The organism is Microbacterium sp., from assembly GCF_039812165.1.
Taxonomy (GTDB): domain Bacteria; phylum Actinomycetota; class Actinomycetes; order Actinomycetales; family Microbacteriaceae; genus Microbacterium.
Genome location: NZ_JBDIAB010000029.1, coordinates 1 through 22,360, shown reverse-complemented (window position 1 = coordinate 22,360; position 22,360 = coordinate 1). Strand labels below are relative to the sequence as shown.

Below are 22,360 nucleotides of genomic sequence, written 5' to 3'. Positions count from 1 at the left end.
ACCTCCGACATTGGAACTCGCGGCCCATCACGGGCTCGCTGCGAGGAGGCGGACGTCGAACCTGCATCGAGATCGACGGGGCAGTCTCTGCGACGAACGATCGCGCGGCCCGACAGTGGTGCCGAGCCGATGCACCACGTGCACGCCGACGACGTCGCGCAGGCGTTCGAACTCGCCGTCGCGGCGGGACGCCGCCGCGGGCGAGGACTTCAACATCGTCGCGCCCACGGCGCTGAGCGTGCGCGGCTCCGACCTCTGCACGGCTGACCGGGTGGCAACCCCGCCCGATCCGGCCTCGCTCGGATCGCGGGACCGACCGGGCTACGCCGCGTCGGGATCCTCTCCCTCGGCCTGCGAGGGATGTCCGGTCGCAGTGGTCTCCTGCCCGGTGCCGTTCGCGGCGGGGTCTTCGCCCTCGGCTTGTGAGGGATGGCCGGTCGCCGAGCTGTCCTTGCCGACGGACTTCTCCCGCACGTCCTCGCCGTCGGGGTCTGCGCGGACTTCACCTTCACTCATGCCGGTTCTCCTCTCATGACATCCGTCTCGTCCGGCGGACCGGATCGAGGCGGATCATCCATGTCACAACCGTCCGCCACGCGACGACGCGGTCCCAGGGGCTTGACACCGCAGGGCAGCGCGTGCCCGCTCCTACGAGATGCGGCGCCGGTACACGACCATGGCGACGACGTACGCGACGACGAGGATGCCGACGCACCACGCGAGGGCGATCCACAGGTCGCCGCCCACCGGCTCGCCGGCGAGCAGCGCGCGGATCGAGTCCACGATCGAGGTGACCGGCTGGTTCTCGGCGAACCAGCGCACGGGCCCCGGCATCGTGTCGGTGGGCACGAACGCCGAGCTCACGAACGGCAGGAAGATGAGCGGATACGAGAACGCGCTCGCGCCGTCGACCGTCTTGGCGGTGAGTCCCGGGATCACGGCGAGCCAGGTCAGGGCGAGGGTGAACAGGGTCAGGATGCCGGCGACCCCGAGCCACGCGAGTACCCCGGCGCCGGAGCGGAAGCCCATCAGCAGCGCGACACCGGTGACGATCGCGAGCGACACGAGGTTCGCCAGCAGCGACGTGAGCACGTGCGCCCACAGCACGCCCGAGCGCGCGATCGGCAGGGACTGGAAGCGCTCGAAGATGCCGCTCTTCAGATCCATGAAGAGCCGGTACGCGGTGTAGGCGATGCCGGACGCGATCGTGATGAGCAGGATGCCGGGGAGCATGTAGTCGATGTACGCGCCGCCGGCCCCGCCGGTGTCGATCGCGCCGCCCAGCACGTACACGAACAGCAGCATGAGGGCGACGGGCGTGATCGCCGTCGTGATGATCGTGTCGAGGCTGCGCGTGACGTGCGTGAGCGAGCGGCCGAGCAGCACGGCGGTGTCGCCGAGACCGCGGGCGGGAGAGGTGAGCGTGGTCATCGTGACTCCTTCGTGGCATCCGGGCTCTCGTCGGCCGAGTCCGTGCCGCTCGTGCGAGTGCCGACGATCGCGAAGAAGACGTCCTCGAGGCTCGGCTGCTTCTCGACGTACTCCACCTCGACGGGCGGCAGCAGCCGTTTGAGGTCGGCGAGCGTGCCGTCGGCGATGATGCGACCCTCGTGGAGGATCGCGATGCGGTCGGCGAGCTGTTCGGCCTCCTCCAGGTACTGCGTCGTGAGGAGCACCGTGGTGCCCTTCGCGGTGAGCTCCCTGATCGCCTGCCACATCTCGAGACGGGCCTCGGGGTCGAGACCCGTCGTCGGCTCGTCGAGGAAGATCACCGACGGGTCGCCGATGAGGCTCATCGCGATGTCGAGCCGGCGACGCATGCCGCCGGAGTACGTCCCTACCGCACGGCTCGCGGCATCGGTCAGCGAGAAGCGGGCGAGCAGCTCGTCGGCGACGCGGCGCGGGTCGGCGACGTGCCGCAGCCGCGCGATGAGCACGAGGTTCTCGCGGCCGCTCAGGATCTCGTCGACGGCGGCGAACTGGCCGGTGAGGCTGATCGACTCCCGCACGCACCCCGGCTGGGCGGCGACGTCGAAGCCGTCGACGACGGCTGTCCCGGCGTCCGCCTTCAGCAGCGTGGCGAGGATCCGCACCACGGTGGTCTTGCCGGCGCCGTTCGAGCCGAGCAGGGCGAAGACCGTCCCGCGGTCGACGGTCAGGTCGACGCCGCGCAGCACGCGGAGGTCGCGGTAGGACTTCTCCAGCCCCCGCACCTGCACGGCGGTCGCGGTCATGACCGCTCCTTCTCCGCCGCGTCGACCGCGTCGACGAGCCGCGCGCGCTCCTTGTCGATCCACCGCTTGCCGCCGTAGGCCTGGGCGAAGTTCTCGGCGAACTCGACGGGATCGTCGCCGACGACCTGACGGACGGGCGTGCCGTCGAGGGCCGCGCGTTCCCAGAAGTCGGCGAGGTCGAGGAACATCTGCACGATGACGTCGCCGTCGGTCACGCCGCCGTAGTACATGAGGTACCGGTTGAACGCGTCCGCGACGGCGCGGTAGGGCTCCGGCAGGGCGTCGAGCCTCGCCTTCGCCTGCTTGTACTGCCGCTTCTGCTCGAGCGGTCCGGTGACCAGCTCGATCCATCTGGCTGCCATGTCAGCCCTCTCCTTCTGTGTCGTCGTCGGTGCCGGCGTCGTGGAGTCGCTCCAGCCGCTCGGTCAGGAGCGCCCAGGTGCGCCAGAACTCGTCGAGGTACTCCTGCCCGCGGCCGTTGAGCGTGTACACCTTGCGCGGAGGGCCCTTCTCGGACGGGACCTTCTCCACGTCGACGAGACCGCGCTGCTCGATGCGCACCAGCAGTGCGTAGACCGTGCCCTCCGCGATGTCGGAGAAGCCCTGCGCGCGCAGCCGCGCCGTGATGTCGTACCCGTAGGCGGGGCGGCGCGAGAGGATCGCCAGGACGACGCCCTCCAGGATCCCCTTGAGCATCTCGGTGGCTTGCTTGCCCACGGACGGCTCCTCGCTACTCAGTGACGCTTACTACTGGTAGATAGTAACACTGAGTAGTGAGATTGCAAGCGCCGCCGTGGTTGTCAACCCCCTGAACGGTTGCCGAGGGGTCCTCTTAGCGTTGCTCTCGAGGCACGATCGGAAGGAAGAGGACATGACCACCGCACGCGACATCATGACCATCGCTCCGCAATGCATCGGAGAGAACGACACGCTCGTGGATGCCGCACGGCTGCTGGCGTCGCTCGACGTGGGGTCACTGCCGATCTGCGGTGAGGACGGCGCCCTCAAAGGCATGCTGACCGACCGCGACATCGTCGTGAAGTGTCTCGCGCGAGGGCGGGATGCCGCGACGACGACCGCCGGCTCGCTCGCGGAGGGCAAGCCGGTCACGATCGGCGCCGACGACGATGTCCACCGGGCGCTCGACAAGATGAAACACCATCAGGTGCGGCGCCTTCCGGTCATCGACGGGGACGAGCTGGTCGGCATCATCAGCCAGGCCGATGTCGTCTTGTCTGTCTCGGCCGCCGAGGCCGGCGAGACGGTCGCCCAGATCTCCGAGTGACGGCGACGTCCGGGCGGTCACGCCCGGACGTCCTCCTCGGCGGCGCGAAGCGCCTGCACGGCGGGCCCCTCGAGCACGTCGCCGCGGGGGTCGAAGCGCGACCCGTGCAGCGGGCAGTCCCACGAGCGCTCCGCGCCGTTCCACCGCAGCACGCCGCCGAGGTGAGTGCAGACGCCAGAGACACGGCACACGACGCCGTCCACGGTCGACTCCGCGATCGGATGCAGGCCGTGCCGCACGATGCGGCCATGGCCCTCGGGCGGGGCCTCGTCGTCGGGGCGGCTGGAGGTCTCGGCCTCGAACCAGCCCGCGGCGAGGCGTCCGCCGACCTCCGCGTTGAGGGCGATCGTCTCGCCCGCTGCGGCGGGCACGTCCTGGGGAAGCCGCGGCGCCGACGACGTGCCGGTCAGGTCGCCCGCGATGGCGAGCGCGGCCGCGACGGCGTTCGTCATGCCCCACTTGGCGTAGCCGGTCGCGGCGAAGACGCGATCGCCGCCGCGCGGCACGGGTCCCGCGAACGGCAGGCCGGTCGCCGACCGGTAGTCCTGGGCGCCCCACCACGCGACGCGACGGGCGTCGGGGTAGGCGGCCCGCGTCCAGTCCTCGAGCTCGTCGAGGACGTCGGCCGCGTCCGGCTCGCGTCCGGGCGTGAAGCCCGCCGAGCCGACGAGCAGAACCTGCCGGCCCTCCGCGTCCTGCGCCGTGCGAAGGGAGCGCGTGCGCTCGTCGACCGAGAGGCACATCGCGGCCGGCAGTCGCGACGACGCCGGCAGTGCGTACGCGGCCACGAGCGCGCGCGACGGCTCGAGCCGGGCGAAGAGCAGTCCGCGATCAAGCACCGGCGTTCCCGTCGCCTGGACGAGCGCCTCCGCGCGGATCGACGCCCGTTCGGTGCGGACGAGGACGCCGTCGTCCTCGACGTCGGCCCCGACCACACGGCATCCCTCGACGATCCGTCCGCCGAGCGCACGCACGCGCTCGGCGAGCCTGCCGAGCACGCGCAGCGGATGCAGCTGCCACTGGCCGTCGAGCGCGAGCACGCGCGACGCCGGGAACGGCAGCCCGAGTCGGTCGCTCTGCGTCGTGCTGAGGGACTCGGCGGGCACTCCGCAGGCGCGCGCCGCCGCGAGCTCGCGGTCGGCGACGCGATCGCCCTCGGGGGTCGTCGCGTACGTGCACGCGGTCGCGGGCTGGACGATCCGATCGTCGTCGCCGATCTCGCCGATCAGCCACTCCTGCGCGGCGCGGTTCGCATCGACGTAGGCGGCGAGGGCGTCGTCGCCCGCGTGCTCGCGGATGCGACCAAGCGTGCCGCCCTGCAGCAGGCTGAGCTTGCCAGTCGTGTTCCCGGTGGTCACGGCGCCGACCGAGCGGGCCTCGACCACGACGACGCGGCGTCCCGCGCGCGTGAGGATCAGCGCGACGGCCAGGCCCGTGAGCCCCGCACCGGCCACGACGACGTCGGCGCGGCCGGGCAGGTCGGCGTCCGTCACGACGCCGTCCCACGTCTGCGACCACAGCGAGGACGGACGCTCGGGCGGCGCCGTGCGCGGCGAGTCGCGCCGATCGGTCAGAGCAGGTCCTCCTCGTCGTCGTCGGCGCCGGCTGCCACACGATCGGCACGGGCGCTGTCGACGGCGTCCTGGTCGGCGTCCGGGTCGAGGACGCGGTCGCCGTCCTCCTCCATGGTCGGCACGGGCGCCACGGACTCGTCGGCGCGGTCGTCGTCGTCGGGGGTCGGGACGAAGGGCGGGTGCGGGCTGGACATCGCGGCATCCTTTCTCTGGGATGCCTCACGCTAGGCTCCGCCACACCCGCCCGGCACGGGGCTTGACTCGCCCGGCCGATGGCGCTAGCCCTGTCGTCGGGCCGCCGGGGTGTGACGGGCGAGGGTGCCGAGCTCGTGCACGAACACCTGTCGCAGCAGGTTGAGGGCGAGCCACTGGGCCTCCTGCACGGCGTCGTCGTCGCCCGGGAGAGCGACGTGCGCGGTGGCGGCGTTGCACAGCGGGTTCGGCGCGCGTCCGGTCAGCGCCCAGGTGTCGGTGCCCGCCCGCGACGCCGCCTCTACGGCGCGCATGAGCGTCGCGTCGCGCCCGTCGAGCGCGAGGAGCATCACGACATCGCCTGGGCGGCCATGGGCGACGACCTGGCGGACGACCGCGTCGCCCGTCGTCGCGCCCGTCGCGGGCGGTCCGGTGGACACGACGGTGGCCGAGAAGGCCGGCCGTCGGTCCGGAGCACCGATCACGGCATCCGCGAGATGCCGCGCGGCCGCCGCCGAGCGCTCGTCGCCGATGACGAGCAGGCGGCCGCCGGTGAGCATGCGCAGCGCGAGCTCGGCTCCCCACGAGGCCACGACCGGCAGCCGCACGCACAGTCCGTCGACCACCCTCCGGTGCTCGGCGAGGTGCGCGCTCAGGGTGTCGGCGAGCGCGTCGTCCGGGACCCGGCCGCGGATGCAGTCCGTCGCGGTCTCGATCATCGGTCCGCGTCCCGCTCGTCGTCGACGGATGGGCGGAGGACGTCGTCGGCGTGCCGCTCGGCCTCGTCGAGCGGGTCGCGGTCCTCGTCGGGGGCGTCGGCGCGGCCGTCCCTCCGGTCCGCGACGGTCTCGTCCTCGGCAACGATGCGGGCGGGCGCCTCGGGGTGGACATGCGGATCGGTCACGACGGCATCCTTTCGAGGGGCGGATGCCTCACGCTAGGAGCCGCCCGCGCGGAGCGCATGGGACTTGACTGGCGCGACCGATCGCGCTAACCGGGTGGCGTCAGCCGCGCGCCCCGGAGTCGCCGTCGACCTCGACCACCTGCGGGGCGTCGTCGTTGACCTCGACGGGCGGGACGTCGAAGTGCTCGGCGACCAGGGAGATGCCGCCCGACGTGTTGGCGGAGTTCGCGAGGTCGTCGATCCAGGCGCGGCTCAGCTCCGGCGGCTCGGGCTCGTCGAACACGAAGCGCAGCGGGATCGAGGGGTGCAGCCAGATCGTGCTGCGTCCGCGGGGCTGGTCGTCGGGGTGCCGCCACGACAGCGTGAAGCTCTCGCCCCGCCGCAGCTTGACGGCGATGACGACCTTCAGATGCGCGAGCGCGCGGTCCTCGATGTGGATCGGCGTGGCGGAGCCGCCGTAGTAGATCGTGCCCATCCGGTCAGCCTAACCGCGCCGCGGACGGCGCGGGCCGGGGCGGCCCCGCTACCTCGTGGCGGGGTGGGCGTCAATCCCGTGGCCCGGGCCGTCCGGGACGTCGCAGGATGGGGCGTCGGCTGCCGAGCAGGGGGCGGCCCGATGACGACGCGGGAGGTGCTCATGACCAGGCCATCGCCGGGGGAGGGCGCGTCGGGGATCGACGTCGCGCGGGATCGCGGCATCCGCCGGATCGGCGTGGAGGAGGAGCTGCTGCTCGTCGATGCCGAGACGTTTCGCCCCGTGCCCGTCGTCGACGACGCGATCGGACCCGCGCCGGGCAGCGTCGTGGCGCACGGAGCGCTCCTCGAGCACGAGGTCAAGCGCGAGCAGATCGAGGTCGTCAGCCCGCCGCTGAGCACGTACGGCGAGCTCGTCGAGGCGATCGTCGACGGGCGTCGCGCCGCCGACGAGGCCGCCCGCCCCGTCGGCGCCCGCGCCGCGGCGCTCGCGACGTCGCCGCTGGCGTGCGACTCGCACGTCGTGACGACGCCGCGCTTCGACCGGATGCGGGAGCGCTTCGGCCTCACGATGGACGAGCAGCTGACCTGCGGGTTCCACGTCCACGTCTCGATCGACGGACGCGAGGAGGGCGTGGGCGTCCTCGACCGCATCCGGCCGTGGCTGCCGGTGCTGCTCGCGCTCAGCGCCAACTCCCCGTTCTGGCAGGGTGCGGACTCGACGTTCGCCAGCTACCGCTACCAGGCGTGGGGGCGCTGGCCGAGTGCGGGCACGTACGAGCCGTTCGGCTCGGCGGCGGGCTACGCGGCGGCGGTCGACGAGATGATCGCGACCGGTGTGGCCTTCGACGCCGGCATGGTCTACTTCGACGCGCGGCTGTCGAACCACGCCCCGACGGTCGAGGTGCGGGTCGCCGACGTGTGCCTCGCGGCGGAGGACGCAGCGACGCTCGCGGTGCTGATCCGGGCGCTCGTCGAGACCGCCGCCGCCGGCTGGCGTGCGGGCGAGCCGGTCGACGACGTGGCGGGCCGCGTCCTCCGGCTGGCGTCGTGGCGCGCGAGCCGGTCGGGCGTCGGCGGTGAGCTGCTGCATCCGCTGTCGCGCCGTCCGGTGCCCGCGCGCGAGGCGGTGCACGATCTCTACCGGCACGCGCGCGAGCGCTTCGCGACGACCGAGGAGGAGGTGCGCGTGCGACACGGGCTGGCCGAGATCCTCCGTCGCGGCGCCGGTGCCGACCTCCAGCGCGCCGAGCTGGCCCGGCACGGCACCACCGCGGCGGTCGCGCGCCGCGCGGTCGACCTCACCCACCGTGTGCCCGAGGTGGCGGGCGCGCCGTAGCGCATGCGATCAGGCGAGCCGCAGCGCGGCGACCGCGATGAGCGCTGCCACGCTGACGAGCACCATCGCGATCATGAGCGCCGCGAGCACGACGTTCCGACGTCGCGAGGTGCGCATGGTCGCCGCGCACACGAGCATCGCCGCATAGAGCGCGACGAGCGCCAGGATGCCGGTCAGCGCCGCCGCGAACTGGGCGCCGAGGTTCGCGATCAGGAACGCGACCGACACGGCTCCGAGCAGTCCCGCCCACAGCAGCCACGACCGCCGCGCATCCTTCCGCAGCGCCGGTCGGTTGCGCACGAACGTCTCGTCGACCGGCCGCCGCGCCGCGTCCTCCGGATCCTTCCTCGCCATGACGGATGCCTCCTCGTCGAGCCCACGGTACGTCCGGCACGCGGCGCGGCCGAGGGTCTTGACAGGCCCGGCACGCCGTGAGCGCGGACGGCGACGGTCAGCCGGCGGCGGTCAGCAGCCGCCGGATCGCGGTCTCGGGGCTGACCCCGCGATCGAGCAGCCGGCCCTTCGCGTACTGCCGGAAGACGCGCGGGTCGATGTAGCTGCCGCGTGCGACCGCGGGCGTGTTGCCGAGCGCCTGCGCGGCGGCGCGGACCGCCAGCACCTCGGCGTGCGCGCGGTCGCGCGCCGTGTCGACCGTGCCGATGCGGGCGAGCGCGTCGGCGGCGAGGATCGTGCCGCGGAGGGTGCGGAAGTCCTTCGCGGTGAACGCGGCGCCGGTGAGCAGCCGGATGTGCGCGTTCACCTCGGCGGGCGTGAGGCTCACCTGGCGGCGCCCGCGCTCGTACCAGAGCAGCCGGGCGCGCGGCCTGCCGGCGCGCAGGATCGCGATCACGGTCGCGAGGTCCGCGTCGTCCAGCTCGATGAGGGCCCGACGCCCGCTCTTCGCGGGGAACGAGAGGGTGATGACGGATGCCGCGACCGCCGCATCGCGCCGCTGCAGCGTCGTGAGCCCGCGGCTGCCGTGGCGCGCGAGGTAGCGCGCCGAGCCGACGCGCGGTGCCGCCTCGTCGAGCAGGCGGAACGAGGTCGCGAGCGCGCGCTCGCGGTCGAGCCCGTCCCGGCGCAGGGCCACCGTGACGCGCGCGCGGGCCGCGGGCAGCGCCTCGGCGAGCGCGAGCGCACGCGTGAACTTGCTGCGGTCCCTGCGCTCGCGCCAGCGCGGATGGTAGAGGTACTGACGGCGTCCGGCCTCGTCGGTGCCGACGGCCTGGATGTGGGCGAGCGGGTCGGCGGCGATCCAGACCTCCCGCCAGGCCGGCGGGATCACGAGCTCGCGGATGCGCCGGCGGGTCTCGGCGGATGCCGTGCCGCCCCCGTCGTCGACGTAGCGGAACCCCTTGCCGGCGCGCACACGCCTCAGACCGGGGTCGACCCCCGGCCTGACCCGCACGAGCCGCGCCATCTCGCGAGGCCGCGTCAGTGGTCGCGCAGCATGGAGATGAGCTCGGACTTCCTCTTGTCCGAGTAGCCCGTGATGCCGAGCTCCTTCGCGCGCTTGCGCAGCCGGTCGACCGTCCAGTCGTCGTAGTCGCCCGACTCGCCGCCGCGCCTGCCGACGGCGCTCCGGCCCTCGCGGGCCGCGGCGTTCGAGATGCGCGCCGCCTTCTCCTTCGAGTCGCCCTGCTTGCGGAGCTCCTCGTAGAGCTCCGGGTCCTTCAGGCTGTTCGAACCGCGTCCACCAGGCATGGGATCTCCTTCCCTCGCGGGGCCACGGTATCGCCGGCGGGCGGGTGTCACGGAGGGGGTTGACAGACGACCACGGGATCGACAGCCGCACGGCACGCGCGTGCGACGACCGCGAGGGTGTGGCGGTCCGCGGCATCCGTGTCAAGTCCCTCGTCGCCGCCGGGCGCCGTCGTCACGATGGACGCATGCATCAGACCCGCATCCTGCTCTCCTCCGGCCTGATGCTCGTGCCCGTCGGGGGCGGGGTGTGGCGGCTCTGCGAGCGCAACGCGTGGTCGGGCGAGGCCACCGGGGTGATCGCGTACGTGGAGACCACCGTGAACCCCGACGGCTTCAACGTCGTCGGGCACTCCGGTGCGGTGGGACGGCGCCACGTGCGCACCCTCGACGAGATCGTGGCGATCGTCGCCGAGCAGCGCCCGCGCGGGGCGGAGCGTCCGGTGCCGATCCCGCACTTCCCGCCCCGCCGGGCGCGCACTCAGAGGCCCTTGCCGCCGGTGACGGGCAGGACGGCGCCGGAGACGTAGGACGCCTCGTCCGAGGCGAGGTAGACGTACGCGCCCGCGAGCTCGGCGGGCTGCCCGGCCCGGCCGAGCGGCGTGTCCTGGCCGAACGTGGCCAGCCGCTCGGCATCCCACCCGGTCGCCGGGATCAGCGGCGTCCAGATCGGGCCCGGCGCGACGGCGTTCACGCGGATGCCGTCGGGGCCGAGCTCCTGGGCGAGCGCCTTGACGAACGCGACCTGCGCCGCCTTGGTCATCGCGTAGTCGATGAGCGACGGCGACGGGTCGAACGCCTGGATCGAGGCCGTGACGATGATCGAGGCGCCCGCTTCGAGGTGCGGCACCGCCGCGCGGGCGGTGAACATGAGCCCGTAGAGGTTGGTGCGGAACACCCGGTCGAGCTCCTCGGTCTCGAGCGCCGCGAGCGACTCGCGATCCCTCTGATAGGCCGCGTTGAGCACGACGATGTCGAGCGCGCCGAGCGCCTCGACGGCGCGGTCGACGACGGATGCCGCGAAGCCCTCGTCGCGCACGTCGCCGGCGAGGCTCACGCCGGTGCGCCCGGCATCCTCGATGAGCCGCACGGTGTCGTCGGCGTCCTCCTGCTCCTCGGGGAGGTGGACGATCGCGACGTCGGCGCCCTCGCGGGCGAAGGCGATCGCCGCGGCGCGGCCGATGCCGGAGTCGCCTCCCGTGATGAGCGCGTGCCGGCCGCGCAGCCGGCCGTTGCCCTGGTAGCTCTTCTCCCCGTGGTCGGGGGTGGGATCGGTCTCGCCGACCAGGCCGGGCTGATCCTGGTCGTCCGGCGGGAAGCCGTCGGAGTGGTGCTTGTCGCGCGGATCGTGCATGGTGTCCTCCTTCGTTCGGGAAGGACGATAGCCACGACGTGCGCCGATGCCGACGGGGTTGACACACCCGCGCCGTTCCGGCAACGCCCGTGCGCGCGGACCGGTCAGCTCGGCTCGAGCGGCTCGGCCGGTCCCGCCGGCTCGGCGAGCACCCGCAGGCCCGACGGCGAGTTCGCCGCGCGCGCGAGGGCGTCGACCCACGTGCGGTTGAGCGAGGGGCGTCGGCTGCCGGAGTACTTGTAGACGAGGGATGCGTGCGGGTGGACCCACACCGAGGTGCGGCCGTCTCCGAGGCTCGGGTCGTTTCGCCACGTGAACTGGAACGCCTCGCCGCGACGGAGCTTGTCGGCGATCACGATCTGCAGGTGCGTGAGCAGCCGGTCCTCGAAGTCGACCTTGACGGAGCCCTCGTAGATGAACGTCCCCATGATCCTCCGTCGTCCGCTCGCGGACATGTCCGCTTGCGACTCTTGCCGCAGTACGTCGTCGTCCACTCTACTGAGAGGGAGCGGAGGGGGCAGGGATGTCTGGACGAGGGATGCGGCGCGGAACGGCCGTCGTGATGGCGGCCGTCGTGGCCATGGGGACGATCAGCGCGTGCACCGCGGAGCAGAAGCCGCCGGGCATCGCGGTCACGACCGGCGAGCTCCCGAGCGCGGACGTCGTCGCGCTGCCCGGGGAGCGGGACGCGCTCGTGTCGGCCGCGGTGGAGCAGCTTCCGGGGCTCGTCGAGGCGGCGCTGGAGTCGTCCGGGGTGCCCGGTGCCGCCGTCGCGGTGGTCTCGAAGGGCGAGGTCGTCTACACCGGCGCGTTCGGGGTGCGCGACGCGTCGACCGGGGAGCCGGTCGACGTCGACACCGTGTTCCAGATCGCCTCGCTGTCCAAGCCCCTGTCGGCGACCGTCGTCGCGAAGGCCGTGTCGGACGGCGCCCTCACGTGGGACGCGCGCGTGCACGACCTGCTGCCCGGGTTCGCGATGTCCGACCCGTACGTGACCGACGACGGGCAGGTCGGCGACTACTTCTCGCACCGCACCGGGCTTCCGACCGGCGGCGGCGACGACCTCGAGGACATCGGCTACGACCGCGCGTACATCCTCGACCACCTCCGCATGCTGCCGCTCAGCGACTTCCGGATCACGTACAACTACTCCAACTTCGGGCTCACCGTCGGCGCCGAGGCGGCGGCATCCGCTCTGGGCATGCCGTGGGAGGAGGCCGCGGACCGGCTGCTGTTCGAGCCGCTCGGCATGACCTCGACGAGCCCGTCGCACGACGACTTCGTGGCCCACGACGACCGCGCCGTGCTGCACGCGAAGGTGGGCGACGAGTTCGAGCCGCTCTACGACCGCGACCCCGATCCGCAGTCGCCGGCCGGAGGCGTGTCGTCGACCGTCGGCGACCTCGCGAAGTGGATGACCCTCGTGCTCGCGGGCGGCCAGTGGGAGGGCGAGCCCTACATCGACGAGGCGGCGCTCCTGGAGGCCATGTCGGCGCACATGATCAGCAGCCACACGACGGCCGTCGACCAGCGGCCGGGCCACTACGGCTACGGCATCAACGTGTCGTCGACGGTCGGCGGGCGCGTGACCCTCAGTCACTCCGGGGCGTTCTCGCTGGGGGCCGCGACGGCGGCGACCATGGTCCCCGACCTCGACCTCGGGATCGTGGTGCTGACCAACGGAGCCCCGGTCGGCGTCCCCGAGGCCGTCGTCGCCGCGTTCCTCGACCTCGTGCAGTTCGGAGAGGTCACGCGCGACTGGGTGTCGGACATGGCGGGGTTCTTCCAGGTGTACCACCAGCCGTCGGGCGACCTCGCCGGCCAGACGCGGCCGAGCAGTCCCGCGGCGCCGGCCGCGGCCGCCGACTACGCCGGCACGTACACGAACGCGTACTTCGGCGACCTCGTGATCAGCGCCGACGGCGACGCGCTGGTCGGCGCCCTCGGCCCGGACGGCGGCTACACGTTCCCGATCGAGCCGTGGGACGGCGACACGTGGTCGTTCGTCCCCGCCGGCGAGAACGCCGCGGGGGGCTCGCTGGCGTCGGCGAGGTTCGCTCGAGACGGCGACCGGGTGGATGCCGTCGTGCTCGGCTACTTCGACACCTGGGGCCTCGGCACGTGGACGCGCGCGGACTGACGGCCCCGACGGGCGTCGTTACGGCTGCGTGACGTTGCCGTCGGATCCTTGACAGCTTTTGTTCAGCGACGGGATACTCAGACGATTCGTCTTGACAAAGGAGCTCGCATGGCACAGCAGAGCATCGGCCTGGGAGCTCAGCTCCGTCGGCGCAAGCCCATCATCTTCCAGCGCAAGCATCACCCGGGCGAGGAGCTTCCGCGCACGCTGGGGACGTTCCAGCTGATGATGCTCGGCGTCGGTGCGACCGTCGGCACCGGCGTCTTCTTCGTGCTGAGCGAGGCGGTCCCCGTCGCCGGTCCCACCGTGCTCATCTCGTTCCTGCTCGCCGCCGTCGCCGCAGGCCTGTCCGCGCTCTGCTACGCCGAGCTGTCCTCGTCCATCCCGGTGAGCGGCTCCACGTACTCCTACAGCTACCACGCGCTGGGCGAGGGCGTCGCGGTGCTCGTCGGCGGCTGCGTGCTGCTCGAGTACGGTGTCGCCGTCTCGGCGGTCGCCGTCGGCTGGAGCGGGTACTTCAACGAGCTCCTGCACCAGCTCTTCGGCTGGCAGCTGCCCCAGGCGCTGTCCGTCTCCTTCGTCCCGGGTGAGGACGGCGCGGCCACGGGCGGCGTCATCAACCTGCCCGCGGTCGTGCTCATCCTCCTCTGTGCGCTCCTGCTGATCCGCGGCGCGTCCGAGTCGGCCACGGTCAACGCGATCATGGTGGTCATCAAGATCGGCGTGCTGCTGCTGTTCACCGTCATCGGCATCACGGCGTTCAACGCCGACCACTTCTCCGACTTCTTCGCGCAGGCCGCCGGCATCAGCGCCGCCGCCGGCACGATCTTCTTCTCGTTCATCGGACTGGATGCCGTCGCGACAGCGGGCGAGGAGGTGAAGAACCCCCAGAAGGCCATCCCGCGCGCCATCATCGGCGCGCTCCTGATCGTGACGACCATCTATCTGCTGGTCGCCTTCGCGGGGCTCGCGGCCGAGCCCCGGGAGTGGTTCGAGACCGAGGAGGCGCAGTCCGCCGGCCTGGCGCGGATCCTGGAGAACGTGACCGGGACGCCGGTGTGGGCGACGATCCTCGCCGCGGGCGCCGTGATCTCGGTGTTCTCCGTGACCCTCGTGACCCTCTACGGCCAGACGCGCATCCTCTTCTCCGTCTCGCGCGACGGGATGATCTCGAAGAAGTTCGAGGAGGTCAGCCCGAAGACCGGCACGCCGGTGTTCAACACGTTCGTCGTCGCGATCCTCGTCGCGATCGTCGCGGGCTTCGTTCCCTCCGACTACCTGTGGGACAGCGTCTCGTTCGGCACGCTCGTCGCGTTCAGCGTCGTCGCGATCTCGCTCATGGTGCTGCGCCGCACCCACCCGGGCCTGGAGCGGCCGTTCAAGGTGCCGCTGTACCCGGTGGTGCCGATCCTCACCGTGGTCGTGTGCGTGTACGTGCTCACGAGCCTCAAGCCGGTCACGTGGCTCATCTGCGTGTCGTGGCTCGCGATCGTCTTCCTCTTCTACCTCGCCTACGGTCGTCGGAAGGCTACGCTGAACACCTACACGTCGGACGAGGAGATCGCCGAGCCGATCCACCCGGAGCTTGAGAAGTGACCTACATCGTCGGCTACGGCCTGCACAACGACGACCAGAGCGCCATCGAGCTGGCGTGCCAGTTCGCGCGGTCGCAGCCCGAACCGGTGCACGTGGTCACCGTGGTGCCGCGGGGATGGGCGACGCCCGTGGCCGCGGGAGACACCGACCGCGAGTTCAAGGCCTGGGCCGCGCAGGAGGGCGAGCGCAGCGCCGAGACCGCACGCGGCTTCCTGTCCGCGCACCCGGAGATCGAGTCCAGCGCGTCGTGGGTGAGCGGGCGGTCCGTTCCGCAGACCCTTCTGGAGCGCGCGGCCGAGCTCGAGGGCACGCTCGTCGTGGTGGGCTCCGGCGACGATGCGCCGGACGGCCGCATCGGCCTCACCTCGAAGACCCACCGCCTGGTGCATTCGTCCGAGATCCCGGTGGCGATCGCGCCGCAGGGCTATCGTGCGGACGGCCCGGTGGCGCGTCTGACCGTCGCCTTCCGCGACGACGACGCCGGCTGGACGCTGCTCACCGCAGCGGCCGACATCTGCCGCCGTGTGAACGCGCGCCTGCGGATCGTCACGTTCCTGGTCACACCCGGGCGGATGGCGACCACGAGCGTGAGCCATGCGGAGACGCAGGTCATCGAGCGCTGGAAGATCCAGGTCGCGTCGGCGCAGCGCGGGGCGCGGGAGCACCTGAGCTCGACGGGGTTCGCCGACGACGATCTCGAGCTCAGTCTCGCCGAGGGCATCGACTGGGCGCAGGCCGTCGGATCGCTCGACTGGGTGGACGGCGACGTCCTGCTGGTCGGCTCCTCGTCGACCCACCGGCTGGCACAGGTGTTCCTCGGCTCCAGCGCGACGAAGATCATCCGGTACGCACCTGTCCCGGTGATCGCCGTGCCGGGCGCCGCGGTCGGCTGACGACGCGGCGGCGGGATGCCGGTGGGGCCCCTGCCGGCCTCGCGACGCAACACTTCGACACACCGGCATCCGTCGGCGACGCGCTCCGCTGAAATGGAGGCATGACCGTCTCCTCTGCCGTGCCCGCGCGTGTGTCCGCGCCTGCTGGATTCGCCTCGCACCAGGTGCACACCGGGCACGCCGTGGGGGAGGCGCACCCGGCCGCCGTCCCGCCGATCTACCAGACGACCGCGTACCAGTTCCCGTCGCTCGCCGACGCGGCCGACGCGTTCGCGCTGCGCACCTCCTGTCATGTGTACAGCCGCGCGGGGAACCCCACGCAGACGGTCCTGGAGGAGCGGGTGGCCGCGCTCGAGGGCGGCACCGCGGCGGCGGCCGTGGCATCCGGTCAGGCGGCCGTGACGGTCGCGCTCCTCGCCCTCGTCGCGCGCGGCGGGCACATCGTGTCGGCGCGGCAGCTGTACGGGGGCACGATCGACCTGCTGGCCGACACCTTCGTCGACTGGGGTGTCGAGGTCACCTTCGTCGACCAGGACGACCCCGACGCGTGGCGCGCCGCGGTGCGGCCGTCGACGCGCGCGTTCTTCGCCGAGTCGGTGACCAACCCGACCGCGCAGGTGCTCGACGTGCGGACGGTCGCCGACCTCGCGCACGAGGCCGGCGTGCCGCTCGTGATCGACAACACCGTGGCGACGCCGTATCTGCAGCGGCCGGGCGACCACGGCGCCGACGTCGTCGTGCACTCGGCGACCAAGTACCTCGGCGGCCACGGCACGTCGCTCGGCGGCGTCGTCGTCGACCTCGGCTCGTTCGACTTCGGCGCCGAGCCCGAGCGCTGGCCGCAGCTCACGCGCCCCTACGCGCGGGTCGGCGGCGCCATCACCCTGTGGGACCGCTTCGGCGCCGAGGGCACGGCCCTCATCACCCTGATCAAGACCAAGTACGTGCACGATCTCGGTCCGACGCTCGCGGCGTTCAACGCGTTCCAGCTCCTGCAGGGCATCGAGACGCTCGACCTGCGAGTGGCGCGGCACAGCTCGTCGGGACTCGCCGTCGCGCGGTTCCTCGCGGAGCACCCCGAGGTCGCCGTCGTGCACCACCCCGGGCTGGCCGGCGGTCCGTGGTCGGGGCTCGCCGAGCGGTACCTGCCGCGGGGCGTGCCCGCGGTGTTCGCGTTCGACCTGCACGGCACCGGCGACGCCGAGGCCGACTTCGCGCGCGTCGCGCGGTTCGTCGACGCGCTGCGCCTCGTGCGCCTCGTGGCGAACATCGGCGACGCGCGCAGCCTCGTCTCGCACCCCGCGTCGATGACGCACAGCCACCTCACGCCGACCCAGCTCGCCGAGGGCGGCATCTCGCCGACCACCGTGCGGCTGTCGATCGGGCTCGAGGACCCCGACGACATCGTCGCCGACCTCGCGCAGGCGCTCGCCGCCTGACCCCCCGCGCCGCGCCGCCCGCGGCCCGCATCCGCTCAGGCCGCGCCCCGACCCGCACGGGTCACCCCACGGCATCCGCGCGCCCTGCCCCTGACCGCGAGAATGCAGCGGTGCACCGAGAATGCGCGCTGGGCATGCATTCTCGGTGCGCCGCTGCACTCTCGCGGATTCATGTGCTCGGGAACGGATGCCGCGGGCCGGCGCGCGGGCGGCGTGCCGCGCGCCGGCGCCGCTGCATTCCGTGTATGCATATACCCGACAACCGTATTCGGGGGGCGAAACGGAACGGAGTGCCATGTCGGTGCGTCAGAGCCTGTTGGCGATCCTCGATCAGGGCCCCTGCTACGGCTACCAGCTGCGCGCGGAGTTCGCCCGCCGCACCGGGGCGACGTGGCCCCTCAACGTCGGCCAGATCTACAACACGCTCGACCGGCTCGAGCGCGACGGGCTCGTCGAGAAGGGCGACGTCGACGAGCAGGGGCACGTGTACTGGCACATCACGGATGCCGGCTCGCTCGAGGTGCGCGAATGGCTCCGCGCGCCGGTGGAGCGGGCGCCGCGCGACGAGCTCGCGATCAAGCTGACCGTCGCAGCGACCCTGCCCGGGGTCGACGCCGCCGACGTCATCCGCACGCAGCGGAGCGCCTCGCAGGCCCAGCTCGACGAGCTCCGCGGCGCGGCGTACACGGGCCCGGCCGGCCCCGAGGAGGTCGCGTGGTCGCTCGTGACCGACGCGCGCGTGTTCGCCGCCGAGGCCGAGCTGCGGTGGCTGGAGCACGCCCAGGAGCGACTCGCGCGGCAGGGGGCGGATGCCGTCGTGCTCGAGCTGTCGACCGACCGGCCCAAGCGTGGACGTCCGTCGCAGCGCGGCGCCGCCTGACCCGTGGCCAACCGGGACTGGCGCTGACGCACCGGTTGCCGGCAACATCGACCATGTACCCGAAGGAGAGCTTGTGAGCAGCACCGAACGCGACGCCGTGGACGCCGCGGTCCGCGAGGCGATCGTCGCAGGGCGCACGTCGCTGGGCATCGAGCTGGGCTCGACGCGCATCAAGGCGTGCCTGATCGGCGAGCGCTCCGACGTGCTGGCCGTCGGCGGCCACGCGTGGGAGAACCGGCTCGAGGACGGCGTGTGGACGTACGCGCTGGACGACGTGTGGACCGGGCTGCAGGCCGCCTACGCCGAGCTGGTGGCCGACGTCGAGAGCCGCTACGGCGTGGCGCCGCGCACCTTCGGGGCGATCGGCATCTCCGCCATGATGCACGGCTACCTCGCGTTCGACGCCGCGGGCGACCTGCTCGTGCCGTTCCGCACGTGGCGCAACACGACCACCGGGCGGGCCGCGGCCGAGCTCACCGACCTGTTCGGAACCGGCATCCCGCTGCGCTGGTCGGTCGCGCACCTGTACCAGGCGATCCTCGACGACGAGCCGCACGTGCCGCGGGTCGACTTCGTCACGACGCTCGCCGGCTACGTGCACTGGCGGCTCACCGGTCGCCGCGTGCTGGGCGTCGGAGACGCGTCGGGCATGTTCCCGATCGACGACGCGACGCGCGCGTACGACGCCGCGCTCGTGGCCCGGTTCGACGCCGCGGTGCAGGAGCGCGTGCCGGGGCTCGCGCTCGTCGCGATCCTCCCCGAGGTGCTCGTCGCGGGCGAGCCGGCGGGCGCCCTCACCGACGACGGGGCGCGCCTGCTCGACCCGACCGGCGCGCTCGCCGCCGGCATCCCGCTGTGCCCCCCGGAGGGCGATGCCGGGACCGGCATGGTCGCGACCGGCTCGGTCGCGCCGCGCACCGGCAACGTCAGCGCCGGCACCAGCATCTTCGCGATGATCGTGCTCGAGCGGGCACTCGAGCGCGTGCACCGCGACATCGACCTCGTCACGACCCCGGCGGGCGACCCGGTCGCGATGGTGCACTGCAACAACGGCGCGAGCGAGCTGTCGGCGTGGGTCGGCATGTTCGCCCGGTTCGCCGCCGCCGCGGGCGCGCCGCTCGACGCCGACGCCGTGTTCGGCACGCTGTTCCGCGAGGCGCTGGACGGCGAGGCCGATGCGGGGGGAGTGCTCGCGTACAACCACCTCTCCGGCGAGCCCGTCGCCGAGCTGGACGAGGGGCGGCCGATGGTCGTGCGCACGCCCGACAGTCGGCTGACGCTCGCGAACTTCATGCGCGCGCAGCTGTACGGCGTCTTCGGCTCCCTGAGTCTCGGCATGCGGGTGCTCGAGGACGAGGGGGTGGGCGTCGACCGGATGTTCGCGCACGGCGGCGTGTTCCGCACCGCCGGCGTGGCGCAGCGGCTGCTGGCCGGCGCGCTCGACACGCCCGTGACGGTGAGCGGCACGGCCTCGGAGGGCGGGGCGTGGGGCATCGCGGTGCTCGCCGCCTACCTGTCGGCCGCCGGCGACGCAGACCTCGCCACCTACCTGCGCGACCGGGTCTTCGACGGCGCCGAGCTCGACACGATCGACCCCGATCCCGCAGACGTCGCCGGCTATGCGCGATTCCTCGACCGCTACCGTGCGGGGCTCGCGGCCGAGCGCGTCGCCGCCGCGACGATCCCACCGGTCGCCGCGACCTAGGATCGATCCGGTGTCAGAGAAGAAGACGCGGCCCAAGAGCGCCGACATCGTCGCCGACGGGGTCTACCTCGCCTCGGCCGTCACGAGGCTGAAGCTGAAGAACAGCATCCTGATGCAGGTCCTGGCCGAGGACAAGAACTTCGAGGTCGACGACGTGCTCGTCGACGCCCGCGAGGCGCTGCTCGCGCTCGCCGACGAGGCCGAGCAGGACGCGGAGCGCACCGAGCGGGAGCGCGAGATCGCCAAGACCCGCACGACGCGCTCCGACGGCACGCACGACTACCGTCGGCGCGACGTGCGCAACCTCAAGCGGCGGCGTGACCAGTTCCGGCGCATCGCAGCCGAGCTGCGCGAGCGCGCCGAGGACGAGCTCGCGCTGCTGCAGCTGGTGCTGGACGCCCGCGAGGCCGCGTGGGAGGAGGTCGCGCGCAACATCGAGCGCAGGCTCGACATCTACGCCGCGCGGCCGGACCTCGACGCCGACTACGACGACGCGCGCGCCCAGCGCATGAAGGAGCTGCGCAAGGTCGATCTGCGCAAGCTCGACAAGAAGCGGCGGAAGCAGCAGCGCAAGAGCGCCGATTCGTCGGATGCCGCGACGTGAGGTATTCTGATCGTCGGCCTTCACGCGAGTGAGGACCACGCGCCCGTAGCTCAATGGATAGAGCATCTGACTACGGATCAGAAGGTTAGGGGTTCGAGTCCCTTCGGGCGCGCGAGAGGAAAGGCCCCGCTTCGGCGGGGCCTTTCCCGTGTGCGGACCGTCGCGTCGCGCAGTCGTGTCGCAGGACTGCGACACCCCCGCGACCACTCCGCCCGGGCGCCCCCGATAGCGTCGATGGCATGAGGAACCACCACAGCCCCCAGCGTCGCCGTCGCACCCTGCTGGTCGTGACCGCGGCATCCGCCCTCGCCCTCGCCGGCTCCGCCCTCACCGGCTGCGCGGTCGGCTACCAGCCGCCGTCGAGCCCGAGCCCGACCCCGTCGGCGACGTCGACCGTGAGCCGCGCGGTGGAGACCCCGGTGCGCACCCAGCCGGCCGAGGAGCCCGGCTCGGGCGCACTGCCGGCGATCCTCCAGCAGCGCGCCGAGGCCGGCGTCGAGCCGCCGCTCGCGCCGGGGCAGAAGCCCGGCGCGCTCCCGAAGCGGGCCGAGTGGGAGTCCAGCGTGACGGGCGTGGTCAGCTGCATCGACGGCGTCGCCGACATCGCGACCGACGGCGCGGTCCTGCGCGTGGTCGACGACTGCGAGAAGGTCTACGTCGCCGCCCTCGGCGCCGTGGTGCTCGCGCCCGCGGTCGGCACCATCGAGGTGTCGGGCACGGCATCGGTCGTGGTCGTCGGGAGCGCCGACAGGGTCGACGTCGTGGGACTCGCCAACGACGTCGTCTGGGAGAGCGGCAGCCCGCGGGTGTCCGACATCGGCACGCTCAACCGCGTGCTGCCGGCGGCGGGGCGCTGACATGGCCGCGTCGACCACCGCCCTCTACGCCGTTCCGCGGCCGACCGACGGCCTCGCCATCGCGTCGTTCGTGACCGCCCTGTGCGGACTGGGCCTGATCCCCGTGATCCTCGGGCACCTCGCGCTCACGCGCATCCGCGCGACGGGCGCCCAGGGCTCCGCGTTCGCGATCGTCGGGCTCGTGCTCGGCTACCTCACCCTCGCCGTCACCGTCCTGGTCGTGATCGCCGTCGTCGCTGCGGTGTGGTGGGGGACGAGCAGATGACGGCCGAGGGCGAGGGCCCGCGCCTCCTCCTCGTCGACGACGAGGAGGCGATCACGGCGACCCTCGCGCCCTACCTTGAGCGCAGCGGCTTCCGCGTGCGGGTCGCGGCCGACGGCGTGGAGGCGCTGCGCCTCCACGCCGAGTGGGCGCCCGACATCGTCGTGTCGGACGTCATGATGCCGGCGCTCGACGGGCGCGAGCTCGTCCGGCGCCTGCGCCGTGCCGAGACCTGGACGCCGGTCATCCTGCTCACGAAGATCGACGAGTCGTTCGAGCGCGTCGCGGCGCTCGACGAGGGCGCCGACGACTACCTCGGCAAGCCCTTCGACCCGCCCGAGCTCGTCTCGCGCGTGCGCGCGGTGCTGCGTCGCACTGTCGCCGGCGGACGGCCGCTCACGAGTGCGGGGTCGCTGCGGGCCGACGGCCTGCAGCTCGAGCGCACCGCCCGCCGCGCGCGGGTCGACGGGCGCGCCGTGGAGCTGACGCCCAAGGCGGTCGCGCTGCTCGACTACCTCATGGCGCACCCCGGCGAGGTGCATACGCGCGAGCATCTGCTCGCGGCGCTGTGGGGCTTCGAGTTCGCCGTCACGACGCGCGCCGTCGACCATCGCATCGCCGAGCTCCGGCGCGAGCTGGGCGACGACCCGCAGCATCCGCGCTGGATCGAGACCGTCGCCGGCGTCGGGTACCGTTTCCGGGCGGAGGTGAGGTCGGGATGAGGATGCCGCGGAGCGTCGCCCTCCTGCTGCTGCCGACGGGCGCGGGCGTGATCGCCGCGATCGCCGTCGCGGTCGCGGGGCACAACGGCGTCCTCACCGTCGGGGCCCCCGTGGCGACCGTGTGCGTCGTCGGCGGCCTCCTGCTGTCGGGGCTCGCGTGGGCGCTCGTGGCGGCACGCGCGCGCCGCGGGCGCGAGCACGCCCG

The 22,360-nt window shown here is 72.8% G+C and carries 28 protein-coding genes, 1 tRNA gene and 2 pseudogenes; 16 read left to right on the top strand and 15 right to left on the bottom strand.

What is annotated here, in order from left to right; translation table 11 throughout:
* Window positions 1-247 (top strand): annotated as a pseudogene (locus WML84_RS04405) (hypothetical protein); the annotation flags it as partial.
* A 74-nt stretch (window positions 248-321) separates the two neighbouring features.
* Here the strand turns inward: WML84_RS04405 and WML84_RS04400 are convergent.
* From WML84_RS04400 to WML84_RS04380, 5 genes are all read right to left on the bottom strand, one after another.
* Entirely contained in the window at window positions 322-516 is a 195-nt protein-coding gene (locus WML84_RS04400) for a hypothetical protein (RefSeq protein ID WP_347344927.1), read from the bottom strand.
* 132 nt (window positions 517-648) lie between these two features.
* Window positions 649-1,431 (bottom strand): ABC transporter permease, encoded by a 783-nt coding sequence (locus WML84_RS04395; RefSeq protein ID WP_347344926.1) that lies wholly within the window; start codon window positions 1,429-1,431, stop codon window positions 649-651.
* On the bottom strand, window positions 1,428-2,234 hold the full coding sequence (locus WML84_RS04390; protein WP_347344925.1) for an ATP-binding cassette domain-containing protein: 807 nt from the start codon (window positions 2,232-2,234) through the stop codon (window positions 1,428-1,430). The genes WML84_RS04395 and WML84_RS04390 overlap by 4 nt, the downstream gene beginning before the upstream one ends.
* Window positions 2,231-2,596, bottom strand: a complete 366-nt coding sequence (locus tag WML84_RS04385; protein ID WP_347344924.1) for a DUF1048 domain-containing protein — start codon at window positions 2,594-2,596, stop codon at window positions 2,231-2,233. The genes WML84_RS04390 and WML84_RS04385 overlap by 4 nt, the downstream gene beginning before the upstream one ends.
* A 1-nt stretch (window position 2,597) precedes the next feature.
* Window positions 2,598-2,951 (bottom strand): PadR family transcriptional regulator, encoded by a 354-nt coding sequence (locus WML84_RS04380; protein WP_347344923.1) that lies wholly within the window; start codon window positions 2,949-2,951, stop codon window positions 2,598-2,600.
* Between the two features lie 154 nt (window positions 2,952-3,105).
* Here WML84_RS04380 and WML84_RS04375 point away from each other — a divergent pair, with 154 nt between their 5' ends.
* Entirely contained in the window at window positions 3,106-3,519 is a 414-nt protein-coding gene (locus WML84_RS04375) for a CBS domain-containing protein (RefSeq protein ID WP_347344922.1), read from the top strand.
* A gap of 17 nt (window positions 3,520-3,536) precedes the next feature.
* Here WML84_RS04375 and WML84_RS04370 read toward each other — a convergent pair whose 3' ends face one another.
* The 5 genes from WML84_RS04370 to WML84_RS04350 form a co-directional block, all read right to left on the bottom strand.
* Window positions 3,537-5,012: an FAD-dependent oxidoreductase gene (locus tag WML84_RS04370; protein ID WP_347344921.1), complete on the bottom strand. Its 1,476-nt coding sequence runs from the start codon at window positions 5,010-5,012 to the stop codon at window positions 3,537-3,539.
* 77 nt (window positions 5,013-5,089) lie between these two features.
* The gene (locus tag WML84_RS04365) at window positions 5,090-5,287 is read right to left on the bottom strand and encodes a hypothetical protein (RefSeq protein WP_347344920.1); all 198 of its coding nucleotides are present in this window, start codon (window positions 5,285-5,287) and stop codon (window positions 5,090-5,092) included.
* Between the two features lie 84 nt (window positions 5,288-5,371).
* Window positions 5,372-6,004: an SIS domain-containing protein gene (locus tag WML84_RS04360; RefSeq protein WP_347344919.1), complete on the bottom strand. Its 633-nt coding sequence runs from the start codon at window positions 6,002-6,004 to the stop codon at window positions 5,372-5,374.
* Window positions 6,001-6,189: a hypothetical protein gene (locus WML84_RS04355; RefSeq protein WP_347344918.1), complete on the bottom strand. Its 189-nt coding sequence runs from the start codon at window positions 6,187-6,189 to the stop codon at window positions 6,001-6,003. Before WML84_RS04355 ends, WML84_RS04360 begins: the two co-directional genes overlap by 4 nt.
* A 100-nt stretch (window positions 6,190-6,289) precedes the next feature.
* Window positions 6,290-6,664, bottom strand: coding sequence for a hypothetical protein (locus tag WML84_RS04350; RefSeq protein ID WP_347344917.1), 375 nt, complete (start codon window positions 6,662-6,664; stop codon window positions 6,290-6,292).
* A gap of 162 nt (window positions 6,665-6,826) precedes the next feature.
* Between WML84_RS04350 and WML84_RS04345 the strand changes: the two genes are divergently transcribed.
* On the top strand, window positions 6,827-8,002 hold the full coding sequence (locus WML84_RS04345) for a glutamate--cysteine ligase (protein ID WP_347344916.1): 1,176 nt from the start codon (window positions 6,827-6,829) through the stop codon (window positions 8,000-8,002).
* Between the two features lie 9 nt (window positions 8,003-8,011).
* Here the strand turns inward: WML84_RS04345 and WML84_RS04340 are convergent, their stop codons facing one another.
* The 3 genes from WML84_RS04340 to WML84_RS04330 all read right to left on the bottom strand — a co-directional run bounded on the left by WML84_RS04340 (window position 8,012) and on the right by WML84_RS04330 (window position 9,706).
* Window positions 8,012-8,356, bottom strand: coding sequence for a hypothetical protein (locus WML84_RS04340; RefSeq protein ID WP_347344915.1), 345 nt, complete (start codon window positions 8,354-8,356; stop codon window positions 8,012-8,014).
* A 97-nt stretch (window positions 8,357-8,453) separates the two neighbouring features.
* Window positions 8,454-9,422: a DNA topoisomerase IB gene (locus WML84_RS04335; protein ID WP_347344914.1), complete on the bottom strand. Its 969-nt coding sequence runs from the start codon at window positions 9,420-9,422 to the stop codon at window positions 8,454-8,456.
* A 14-nt stretch (window positions 9,423-9,436) separates the two neighbouring features.
* Window positions 9,437-9,706 carry a Rho termination factor N-terminal domain-containing protein gene (locus tag WML84_RS04330; protein WP_347344913.1) on the bottom strand — a complete coding sequence of 90 codons (270 nt, stop codon included), beginning with the start codon at window positions 9,704-9,706 and terminating at the stop codon, window positions 9,437-9,439.
* A 185-nt stretch (window positions 9,707-9,891) separates the two neighbouring features.
* On the opposite strand from WML84_RS04330, the gene WML84_RS04325 reads away from it, so the two are divergent.
* Window positions 9,892-10,233 carry a hypothetical protein gene (locus tag WML84_RS04325; protein WP_347344912.1) on the top strand — a complete coding sequence of 114 codons (342 nt, stop codon included), beginning with the start codon at window positions 9,892-9,894 and terminating at the stop codon, window positions 10,231-10,233.
* Here WML84_RS04325 and WML84_RS04320 read toward each other — a convergent pair.
* Together WML84_RS04320 and WML84_RS04315 are read right to left on the bottom strand one after the other, a co-directional pair.
* Entirely contained in the window at window positions 10,185-11,057 is an 873-nt protein-coding gene (locus WML84_RS04320; protein ID WP_347344911.1) for an SDR family oxidoreductase, read from the bottom strand. The two genes, WML84_RS04325 and WML84_RS04320, sit on opposite strands and share 49 nt — an antisense overlap.
* A 104-nt stretch (window positions 11,058-11,161) precedes the next feature.
* The gene (locus tag WML84_RS04315; protein WP_347344910.1) at window positions 11,162-11,485 is read right to left on the bottom strand and encodes an ATP-dependent DNA ligase; all 324 of its coding nucleotides are present in this window, start codon (window positions 11,483-11,485) and stop codon (window positions 11,162-11,164) included.
* 95 nt (window positions 11,486-11,580) lie between these two features.
* On the opposite strand from WML84_RS04315, the gene WML84_RS04310 reads away from it, so the two are divergent.
* From WML84_RS04310 to WML84_RS04255, 12 genes and pseudogenes are all read left to right on the top strand, one after another.
* The gene (locus tag WML84_RS04310) at window positions 11,581-13,197 is read left to right on the top strand and encodes a serine hydrolase (protein WP_347344909.1); all 1,617 of its coding nucleotides are present in this window, start codon (window positions 11,581-11,583) and stop codon (window positions 13,195-13,197) included.
* A 108-nt stretch (window positions 13,198-13,305) separates the two neighbouring features.
* Window positions 13,306-14,793 (top strand): amino acid permease, encoded by a 1,488-nt coding sequence (locus tag WML84_RS04305; RefSeq protein ID WP_347344908.1) that lies wholly within the window; start codon window positions 13,306-13,308, stop codon window positions 14,791-14,793.
* The gene (locus WML84_RS04300) at window positions 14,790-15,686 is read left to right on the top strand and encodes a universal stress protein (RefSeq protein ID WP_347344907.1); all 897 of its coding nucleotides are present in this window, start codon (window positions 14,790-14,792) and stop codon (window positions 15,684-15,686) included. Before WML84_RS04305 ends, WML84_RS04300 begins: the two co-directional genes overlap by 4 nt.
* Window positions 15,687-15,787: 101 nt before the next feature.
* Window positions 15,788-17,125, top strand: a complete 1,338-nt coding sequence (locus WML84_RS04295) for an aminotransferase class I/II-fold pyridoxal phosphate-dependent enzyme (protein WP_347344906.1) — start codon at window positions 15,788-15,790, stop codon at window positions 17,123-17,125.
* Window positions 17,126-17,420: 295 nt separating this feature from the next.
* Window positions 17,421-18,005, top strand: a complete 585-nt coding sequence (locus WML84_RS04290) for a PadR family transcriptional regulator (RefSeq protein ID WP_347344905.1) — start codon at window positions 17,421-17,423, stop codon at window positions 18,003-18,005.
* 73 nt (window positions 18,006-18,078) lie between these two features.
* The gene (locus WML84_RS04285) at window positions 18,079-19,710 is read left to right on the top strand and encodes an FGGY-family carbohydrate kinase (RefSeq protein WP_347344904.1); all 1,632 of its coding nucleotides are present in this window, start codon (window positions 18,079-18,081) and stop codon (window positions 19,708-19,710) included.
* A gap of 10 nt (window positions 19,711-19,720) precedes the next feature.
* Entirely contained in the window at window positions 19,721-20,314 is a 594-nt protein-coding gene (locus tag WML84_RS04280; RefSeq protein WP_347344903.1) for an asparagine synthase, read from the top strand.
* Between the two features lie 39 nt (window positions 20,315-20,353).
* Window positions 20,354-20,426, top strand: a tRNA-Arg gene (locus WML84_RS04275).
* 127 nt (window positions 20,427-20,553) lie between these two features.
* A complete protein-coding gene (locus tag WML84_RS04270) occupies window positions 20,554-21,171 on the top strand; it encodes a DUF3060 domain-containing protein (protein ID WP_347344902.1) in 618 nt (205 codons plus the stop codon).
* A gap of 1 nt (window position 21,172) precedes the next feature.
* Window positions 21,173-21,436: a DUF4190 domain-containing protein gene (locus WML84_RS04265; RefSeq protein ID WP_347344901.1), complete on the top strand. Its 264-nt coding sequence runs from the start codon at window positions 21,173-21,175 to the stop codon at window positions 21,434-21,436.
* The gene (locus WML84_RS04260; protein WP_347344900.1) at window positions 21,433-22,155 is read left to right on the top strand and encodes a response regulator transcription factor; all 723 of its coding nucleotides are present in this window, start codon (window positions 21,433-21,435) and stop codon (window positions 22,153-22,155) included. Before WML84_RS04265 ends, WML84_RS04260 begins: the two co-directional genes overlap by 4 nt.
* A pseudogene (locus WML84_RS04255) lies at window positions 22,152-22,360 on the top strand (hypothetical protein); the annotation flags it as partial. The gene WML84_RS04260 and the pseudogene WML84_RS04255, both read left to right, overlap by 4 nt.

Coding starts and splice junctions, on each gene's coding strand:
- WML84_RS04400 (WP_347344927.1), bottom strand. CDS start 516: ATGAGTGAAGGTGAAGTCCGCGCAGACCCCGACGGCGAGGACGTGCGG.
- WML84_RS04395 (WP_347344926.1), bottom strand. CDS start 1,431: ATGACCACGCTCACCTCTCCCGCCCGCGGTCTCGGCGACACCGCCGTG.
- WML84_RS04390 (WP_347344925.1), bottom strand. CDS start 2,234: ATGACCGCGACCGCCGTGCAGGTGCGGGGGCTGGAGAAGTCCTACCGC.
- WML84_RS04385 (WP_347344924.1), bottom strand. CDS start 2,596: ATGGCAGCCAGATGGATCGAGCTGGTCACCGGACCGCTCGAGCAGAAG.
- WML84_RS04375 (WP_347344922.1), top strand. CDS start 3,106: ATGACCACCGCACGCGACATCATGACCATCGCTCCGCAATGCATCGGA.
- WML84_RS04365 (WP_347344920.1), bottom strand. CDS start 5,287: ATGTCCAGCCCGCACCCGCCCTTCGTCCCGACCCCCGACGACGACGAC.
- WML84_RS04360 (WP_347344919.1), bottom strand. CDS start 6,004: ATGATCGAGACCGCGACGGACTGCATCCGCGGCCGGGTCCCGGACGAC.
- WML84_RS04350 (WP_347344917.1), bottom strand. CDS start 6,664: ATGGGCACGATCTACTACGGCGGCTCCGCCACGCCGATCCACATCGAG.
- WML84_RS04345 (WP_347344916.1), top strand. CDS start 6,827: ATGACCAGGCCATCGCCGGGGGAGGGCGCGTCGGGGATCGACGTCGCG.
- WML84_RS04340 (WP_347344915.1), bottom strand. CDS start 8,356: ATGGCGAGGAAGGATCCGGAGGACGCGGCGCGGCGGCCGGTCGACGAG.
- WML84_RS04335 (WP_347344914.1), bottom strand. CDS start 9,422: ATGGCGCGGCTCGTGCGGGTCAGGCCGGGGGTCGACCCCGGTCTGAGG.
- WML84_RS04330 (WP_347344913.1), bottom strand. CDS start 9,706: ATGCCTGGTGGACGCGGTTCGAACAGCCTGAAGGACCCGGAGCTCTAC.
- WML84_RS04325 (WP_347344912.1), top strand. CDS start 9,892: ATGCATCAGACCCGCATCCTGCTCTCCTCCGGCCTGATGCTCGTGCCC.
- WML84_RS04320 (WP_347344911.1), bottom strand. CDS start 11,057: ATGCACGATCCGCGCGACAAGCACCACTCCGACGGCTTCCCGCCGGAC.
- WML84_RS04315 (WP_347344910.1), bottom strand. CDS start 11,485: ATGGGGACGTTCATCTACGAGGGCTCCGTCAAGGTCGACTTCGAGGAC.
- WML84_RS04310 (WP_347344909.1), top strand. CDS start 11,581: ATGTCTGGACGAGGGATGCGGCGCGGAACGGCCGTCGTGATGGCGGCC.
- WML84_RS04305 (WP_347344908.1), top strand. CDS start 13,306: ATGGCACAGCAGAGCATCGGCCTGGGAGCTCAGCTCCGTCGGCGCAAG.
- WML84_RS04295 (WP_347344906.1), top strand. CDS start 15,788: ATGACCGTCTCCTCTGCCGTGCCCGCGCGTGTGTCCGCGCCTGCTGGA.
- WML84_RS04290 (WP_347344905.1), top strand. CDS start 17,421: ATGTCGGTGCGTCAGAGCCTGTTGGCGATCCTCGATCAGGGCCCCTGC.
- WML84_RS04270 (WP_347344902.1), top strand. CDS start 20,554: ATGAGGAACCACCACAGCCCCCAGCGTCGCCGTCGCACCCTGCTGGTC.
- WML84_RS04265 (WP_347344901.1), top strand. CDS start 21,173: ATGGCCGCGTCGACCACCGCCCTCTACGCCGTTCCGCGGCCGACCGAC.
- WML84_RS04260 (WP_347344900.1), top strand. CDS start 21,433: ATGACGGCCGAGGGCGAGGGCCCGCGCCTCCTCCTCGTCGACGACGAG.